The 7818-nt window shown below is 61.9% G+C and carries 5 protein-coding genes; 2 read left to right on the top strand and 3 right to left on the bottom strand.

Features of this window, described 5'->3' with window-relative positions; translation table 11 throughout:
* Positions 1–118: 118 nt before the first annotated feature.
* Together FG154_RS21150 and FG154_RS19805 are read left to right on the top strand one after the other, a co-directional pair.
* Positions 119–3589 carry a hypothetical protein gene (locus FG154_RS21150; RefSeq protein ID WP_222120585.1) on the top strand — a complete coding sequence of 1157 codons (3471 nt, stop codon included), beginning with the start codon at positions 119–121 and terminating at the stop codon, positions 3587–3589.
* Positions 3586–6255 (top strand): DEAD/DEAH box helicase, encoded by a 2670-nt coding sequence (locus FG154_RS19805; RefSeq protein WP_145111713.1) that lies wholly within the window; start codon positions 3586–3588, stop codon positions 6253–6255. Before FG154_RS21150 ends, FG154_RS19805 begins: the two co-directional genes overlap by 4 nt.
* 61 nt (positions 6256–6316) lie before the next feature.
* Here the strand turns inward: FG154_RS19805 and FG154_RS19800 are convergent, their stop codons facing one another.
* The 3 genes from FG154_RS19800 to FG154_RS19790 all read right to left on the bottom strand — a co-directional run.
* Positions 6317–6598, bottom strand: a complete 282-nt coding sequence (locus FG154_RS19800) for a hypothetical protein (protein WP_145111710.1) — start codon at positions 6596–6598, stop codon at positions 6317–6319.
* A gap of 3 nt (positions 6599–6601) precedes the next feature.
* On the bottom strand, positions 6602–6871 hold the full coding sequence (locus tag FG154_RS19795) for an integrase core domain-containing protein (protein ID WP_222120584.1): 270 nt from the start codon (positions 6869–6871) through the stop codon (positions 6602–6604).
* 168 nt (positions 6872–7039) lie between these two features.
* A partial coding sequence (locus FG154_RS19790; protein WP_145111708.1) for an IS1634 family transposase occupies positions 7040–7818 on the bottom strand: 779 nt, incomplete at its 5' end.

Here is a 7818-nt window from a genome sequence, read left to right as displayed (position 1 = left end):
AAAATTGGACGCCGATCACCCCGCCTGGGGGGTCAAAATTGCACGCCGAAACACAAACCAGGTAGACACGGCGTATCGAAAAGGCAGCGACCAGAGCCTCATGGCCCGATCCGCCCGAATGCGAATCCAGTTCCGTCCGCGACGCGATCTGCAAGGTGAGGACGAGTTCATCAGCATCGCGGGAACACCCGTGATGCTCCCGCTCGGGGACGCGCAGCCGTTAGAGATCGTCGGAACAATCCGCCAGAACTGGAAAAACGAGCAAACCAAGGACCTGCATAACCTGACAAGGCGACGCGCTCTCGACGTCGTGTTGCCGGGCGATGTGCGGCTGACGGACCGACATGTCACTGAATTCTGTCGAACCCTCGCCGAAGAATATGTCGGCAGTGTAAAGGATCAACCCGAAGCACGCTCAGCTCTGGACGCGCTGCTTGCAGGTCGTGCGCGGTTTGCCGAACATGTCGCGAGTGCGGTCAGGGCCGAAATCCGTGACCAGATGCCGAAGATCCTTGGCGAGATGAAGCCGAGGCCAGGCGGCACTCTGGAACGCGCGCGCAAGGACTACGAGGATGCCGTGCGCGGCGCTGGAGACGGTGTCGATGCCATCCGCCAGGAGCTCAAGGACCGGCTCTGGACGAAAGTCGATCAACCCGAGGGTCACTTGGAATTGCTGGAACGCGTGCGGGCGCGGATTACAGAGGACGGATACGCCCCGGCACGAATCTTTTTCGAGCTTTTCCAGAACGCGGACGACGCCTGGCAGCAAGATCCAGCCTGGAGCGATGCTCCCGGACAGTTCGAGCTGTCACGAGATCGCGGAACCACAACCATGACTCACTGGGGAAGGCTCATCAACGTTGTCGGTGCAGGCAGTCACGGCGAACGCATGGGATGGCACCGCGACCTGTACCACATGCTCCTGCTCAACCTCAGTGACAAGGATCGCGCGGAGGCCGTGACCGGGAAGTTCGGCCTCGGCTTCAAGGCAGTACATCTGCTGGCCGATCAGGTCCGCATTGCCAGCCGACACGTCGCCTGCCACGTTCGCGGTGGGCTGCTACCCGATCCTTGGGATCAAGGAAAGGAGCGTTCATTTGATGCGACAAGGCAAGGCCGCCCCGCCACGATCATCGAATTCGATCAAAACGCGGGACAGGACTACGACACGGCTTGGGACGCCTTCCGCCGGTCGGCGCGCTGGTTGCCCGCCATGGCGCGCGGCATCCGGCAGGTCGATATCCGCAAGGAGGCTCTCGTCGAGACCTTCGGCGCTTCCTTCGAAGACACGGGAGCCGAGAACGTCCGCATTCTGACCTTGACCGGAACCGAAGCCGGCAAGGCGCTTGTCTTGGACCTAGACGACGATACCACGCTGTTCCTGCCTCTCGGTCCCAACGGGCCGATCCCCCCCGCCAATGGAACACCCGGCCTGTGGTTGCTAGCACCGCTGGATGTCGACGCGCGCCCGCGCTGGCTAATGAACAGCCGCAGCTTTGCAGTTAACCCGGGCCGGGGGCACCTGCGGGGCACGTTGGACGAACGCAAGGCCCTCTTCCGTAAGCACGGCACCAGCCTCGCGCGCAGGCTCAAGGCCTTGGCAACACTGCTTGAAAGCCATTGGCCTGCGTTTGCCCTCAAGGCAGGACTATCCAACCCGGACCCGAACGCAGGAAGAAGCCTGTTCTGGACCGCCCTCGCTGACAGCTTTACACCGGATCTGCGTCACGACCTGCTGGGGTCGCTCCACGTGGACGACACCCGACCGCGTGACATCACCAATCTGGCCCCCGACGCCGCCCGGCTAGGCTGGGCGAGCCTAGTCTGCGATGCGCCCGTCTTCCCGACAGGTCTCACCGCCCCCTTTGAGCCCCTGTTGCAAGCCACGGAAGTCCTCTGGCAAGTGGCCGGCGTCATGGACTTGCCTGATGCCGCGGAGCGGCTTGCAGGCCATCCGGCAGCCCATCGATTGCTGTCGCGCAGCGTGTCGAGCAAGGGAGCCCGCACGCTCGAACAGATCGGCCTCCGGGTACCGAGTCCGCTGCACGGTGGTGGCCTTCTGGCGGAGGTCCTACGAGAGTCCCGCCGGATCGACCCCGATCTGGCGACCTGGCTTGGCAGTATCCTGTCATCCGCGCGCATGGAGCAGGGCGAGAGAGACCAGGCCTTGCTCCATTTGCGCGATGCGACATTCCGCATGGCGGATGGCAAATGGGGGCCGGCAGCATTCATGCCGCATGGCAATGACCGGGCAGGTCCGGACGAGCAGTTGATTTCCGAGTTCGTTCCATCGGAATACGTCCTGTCCGGGGACTACACCGGCGACGCGATCGGCCTTTACGAACTCGCGCGCGGCAGCGGTCATCTCGGCAGCCTTCTTGCACCGGCGAGGCTCGCCCAATTCGCCCGCGAATGCAAAACGATCGAAGCGAAGCGCGCGGTCGTGACTTACATGATGCGCGGCGATAGAGGCCTTAAGCTGGCCGAGGAGTTGGGCGTCCGCCGGTGCAGTTGGCTCCCCCATGATTTCGAAGCCTTTTGCGATAGTGACTTCGCACAGGGATTTAACCGCAACGATCTTCTGCGGCACATTCTTCCACATCTCTACGCCGGCGAACACGAGGAACGCCTCGATGGGACCCATTACTCTGCCCCTGAACAGCTATACTACGGGACTGGCCAGCCTGAGGATCAGCCGGATCCAGCACTCGTGCTCGAGCGTCTTCATGCTTGGTGGACGCGACATTCCCAGGAGCTTTGCAGCAACTACAGCTTGGAGACCTACCCTGCAAACTCCAAGCCGGAACGGCTCCGCGACAAGCACTTCGACGATGATCCTGAAGGCTGGTTCACATTCTTCGCCCAAGGCGTCTTCCGGAGCATAGAATGGGGCAACGCGACCGCCAGCCGCAACTTCATCAACAACGCGCGGGGCGCCGGCTGGTGGGGAGAGATGGCGCGCATCTCGCGGGTCCACAGCTACAAGCCGTGGACGGATCGGCTGGACGAGCTTGCGAGCATAGACGGCAAGGCCGAGGACTATCGCCGCTGGCGCCGTGCGCTGGGAGAGCTATACGTCGTCGCGCGCTGGCTTCCAGATTACGTCGACGTTTATCAGAACCTGCCAAGGTTCGTTCAACGCGACGGAGTGATCAGCCTCGTCGATCATTGGTGGCCGAGTGCCTCGCCATCGCATCAGCGGCGCGGTACCGAGGGGGCTTCACTAATCCGCGCGCTGGGAACCGGCGCGAACTGGATGATCCGTGAGGGTGTGCGGGCCGGTATCTGGGGCGATCTCGGCGGCTACATGCACGGTTACGGCTGGGCGAACTCCGAGGCCATGAGGCGTTTTGCGGATCGGATAGGTTGGAGACATCTCCTTGGCTCAAGCGGAATGGATGCCTCACGTGAAATCTACCCGGAGTTCGAGGCAGGTCTCAGGGACCGCGCGTCTTTCGGTGGCGCCCTTGACCTTCCCATCCAGCTCTTGATGACCCAGAAGCATGAGGGCGCGCAGGCCGACATCTTCAGGCCAGGACCCTCGACTGGGCCGCAATCAGACGACGAAGAAAAGGACCCCATTAAATGACGACCTTCGCCCCTGAGCAATCTGTTCGGCATCCTGATCATGGTGAAGGCCGTATCGTGGTCGATCAGGGGGTCTTCAGCCTCGTCCAGTTCGGCACGGACATCCACAGGGTGGAGACAGCCCAGTTGATGCGCATCGTGTCGCTGGAGGATCGGCTTACCGACCTCACTACAGACGACCCGACAGCCACGTTGGCAAAGGCGCAGGCGCTCCTGATCCGGTCGATCAACGACCAATGGGGCGTCTTTACGCGCACCCGGGTTAAGCTTCTGCCCCATCAGCTCTGGGTCTGCCGCCAGGTGACGCGCAACTGGCCAGCCCGCTGGTTGGTCGCCGATGACGTGGGCCTTGGGAAGACCATCGAAGCGGGCCTGATCCTCGATCCGCTGCTCTCCTCGGACCGTGTGAAGCGCGTCCTCGTCCTGACCCCGGCCCGTCTTGCCCCGCAATGGCGAGACCGGATGAAGACGATGTTCGACATCCGTCTCAACCTCTATTCTGCTGACCTTGATCGCGATAGGGTCAGTTACTGGGAGACGGCCGACAAAGTGGTCGCCTCGTTCCATACGCTCCGCATGGACAAGGCGCGTGAGCGTCTGTTGATGGCCGAGCCGTGGGATCTGGTTCTGGTAGACGAAGCGCACCACTTTCAGGCGGTCGAACGCAGCGCAACCCTAACCTACAACTTGCTGAAGGACATGGAGGCCGCAGGCAAGATCGGGTCGCTGGTGCTGTTCACCGGGACGCCGCACCGGGGCAAAGACTTCGGTTTCCTAGCCCTGATGAACCTCTTGCGGCCTGATCTTTTCGACCCCCAGCGCGACATCGAGGAACAGCTTGCGCACCTGCCCGAAGCGATGATCCGCAACAACAAGGCTGCGGTGACCGACCTCGAAGGCAAGCCGCTGTTCAAGCCGGTGATGACCCAGACCGTCGACTACGGCTATACTGCGGCGGAGGCAGATTTCTACAACGTCATGAGCGAGTTCATCCTCGACGGTCGGGCCTATGCGAGCGACCTTGCCGGCCGTGAGCGCACCTCGCGCATGCTCCTGCTTATCGCGCTACAGAAGCTTGCCGCCAGTTCCGTTGCGGCGATCCGCAGCGCCCTGTCGAAGCGCCGAAGCATGCTGGCGACGACAATTGCGCAAGGTCGAAGCGGTGCCGGCCAGATCGTCGAGCCGCCAGAGGATGAAGATGACGACGAACGATCCCAGCGCGAGGAAACCTCCGTGGGCGAAACTTCCCCGACGCTCATGAGCGACGAGATTGCCCGCCTCGACGAGATCCTCGCTCGCGCCGACGAAATCACCCAAGAGACGAAGATCCAGAGACTGATCGACTTGATCGTGACCGAGCTCCCCGCCGGGGAGCCCGTCTTGCTCTTCACCGAATACAAGGCCACCCAGGCCCTAGTCTTGAACGCGCTGGAAGCACGTTTCGGCGAAGGGACCACCGGTTTTATCAATGGTGACGAACGCCTCACGCTCCCCGATGCCAGCGGTATCGCCCAGACGCGCAACCTTGCTCGCGACACGGCGGCCGAAGATTTCAATGCCGGACGCACTCGCTTCCTGATCTCGACTGAGGCTGGCGGCGAGGGTATCGACCTTCAGCACCGCTGCGCCACGCTGGTGCATGTCGATCTTCCTTGGAACCCGATGCGGTTGCACCAGAGGGTCGGTCGCCTCAACCGCTATGGGCAGAAACGTGCCGTATCTGTCTACCTGCTGCGAAACCCCGAAACCGTCGAGGCGCGTATCTGGTCTCTTCTCGAAGAAAAACTCGCGCGGATCCAGGCCACGCTTAGCGCCTCGATGGAGGAAGCCGAGGACATTGCCCAGCTCGTGATCGGCATGGCTGGATCCTCGGTTTTCGACGAGCTTTATTCCGAGGGTTATTCGAAACAAGGCCGGGAAACCCTGAGAAGCTGGTGGACAGCCAACAGCAATCGCTTTGGCGGCGACAATGCGCTCGCGACGGCCCGAAGCATTTTCGGCTCTGCATCGAAATTCGATTCCGCGAGCATGGCCAAGGAAATTCCCCAACTTGACTTACCGGAACTCGAGCCGTTCTTCCGGAACGCCGCCAAGACACACGGGCGCAGGGTCACGACCTCTGAGGCGGGTCTCTCGATCGCGACGCCCGAGATCTGGCGCAACGATCTGGATCTGAAATCCCGATACGATGGCCTGACGTTCGACCGCGAACTCGCGCCACAGGAACAGATGAACCGAATGATGGGGATCGGGCATTCCCTTGTCGACAAGCTTCTGGAGCATGCAGTCAACCAGCCGATCTTTGCCGCGTACCTCAAAGATCTCGAAAGCCCAATCCTGCTGGCACGGGTGGAGGACGAACTGACGGGAACGAAGACGACCGTACATCGCATCGTCATCGGACTGCGGCATGGGCAGTCCAACATACTTAGGGATGGTGAACTGTTGACTTTGCTCAATCACTGCACCGCCCTGGAAGCGGCACCAACCGAACTATCCGTAGAACATGCAGCGACTTTGCGCGAGCTGTCGATGCAGCTTGAAGCATCTGAACTCCCGGGATCGTTTGGGTTCACCTACCCAAAGGCAAGGCCCATCATGGCACTGGTGCCTGCACCAGTGCAGCAGGAAGCGGACCTAACCTTGGGTCCGGGAGCCATCTCATAGGCGCAGAGATTGGGATACTCGACATTGCAAAAGGGTTCAGCACCCAAAAATTACGGCGCCATCACATACCGAAGAGGTGCTCGGCAAGATTATGGATTGTCTTGCTATCAAAGCCAGAATCCTTGGTCTCTTCAGTCACGATGAGCCGGCCGGATGGATTGCTCTTGCTCCAAACGCTGATACCCTGTTCTGCGTACCAGCTTAATTTCTCGCCCCACCGTTTGACATAGTCGGCCTTATCCATCATGCCGCAATGCTCCCAGTACCAAGTGTCCTGATCGTGCTCGATAGTGAAGTCCGGGAGACGGTAGGCACCAGTGTATCGACCCAGCGGAATCTGCACAGGTTAAGCCGCTAAGGCGAATGCCTCGGCGGGAGTTCTCATGTCCAGCGCCTGATGCGGGCGCCGTGTGTTGTAGAAGGCGATCCAGTCGCCGATGGCGCGGGCCGCATGCTGCAGGCTGTCGAAGCGCCGGCGGTGGACGCACTGCTCCTTCAGCGTCCGGATCACGCGTTCGACCATCCCATTTTGCTGGGGGCAGTGAGGGGTGATGAACTCCTGCTTCAGGCCGTAGCTGCGCACGAGGGCCGTGTACTTGCGGCTGGTGAAGACCACCCAAGTTCATCAGCAAAACCTCTAAGCAATTGATATCGTTCAGGCGGAGTGAACTGGCCCCCGTTTCGACCGGACACTTGGGCATAACCCCCAAGTTCATCAGCAAAACCTCTAAGCAATTGATATCGTTCAGGCCGAGAGGCCGAAAATGTGACAACACGGGCGGTGTCAGGCCGGTTTTGGCAGGCTCAGGGCGTCAAAGAGGTCGAGTTGCTCCGGGGTGGTTTTGCTCAGGCCGTGGAAGCTGCGCTTGCCGGCATGGGCGGTGTGTTTCTGGATGCGGGCGAGGAGATCGAGCGCGGTGCGGGGGCTGGCTGTGTGGCCTTTCGCCTTCAGCCGCATGCGCATGACGCGATAGAGCGCGAGCGCCAGGAAGCAGATCAGCGCGTGGGCCCGGATGCGGTCGGGCAGGCGGTGGTGGACCGGGGCGATTTCGATGTCGGACTTCAGCACCCGGAAGCCGCGCTCGATGTCGGCCAGCGCCTTGTAGCGCGCGACAGCCTCGGCCCGCGTCAGGTCGGGCGCATTCGTGGGCAGCGCGAGCTTGCCGTCGAAGAGTTCGGCTTCCGCAATGGCGGCCTCATTCAACGACCAACTGAAGCGGTCGGCGGTGAAGTCGGCCTGGAGGAAGCGAGACAGTTCCGCCTCGGCCACGGCACGGGTGAAGCGGCTGTAGGCGCCGCGGTCGGAGGCCCGGCGGCCTCGTTCTGTCGCCCCCGCGTCCTGGGCGTCGAGCTTGCCGACCATGCGCTCGGCCAGGGTTTCCAGTTCGGAGATGCGGGCGCGGCGTTTCTCGGACTGCTCGGCCGCGCGGAGCGGATCGTGCGCCACGATCAGCCGGTGGCCGGCGAAGGCGGCCTCGGCGAGGCCCGCCTCGTCGAAGACGAGGTCACGGAAGGTCTCGACCAGCTCGCCATAGCGGCGGGCGGGGACGGCCAGGATGAACT

It is taken from the genome of Cereibacter sediminicola (genome assembly GCF_007668225.1).
In the GTDB taxonomy this organism is placed as follows: Bacteria; Pseudomonadota; Alphaproteobacteria; order Rhodobacterales; family Rhodobacteraceae; genus Cereibacter_A; species Cereibacter_A azotoformans.
The sequence above is the reverse complement of the archived record's forward strand: the minus strand, read 5'-3'. Positions and strand labels throughout refer to the sequence as shown.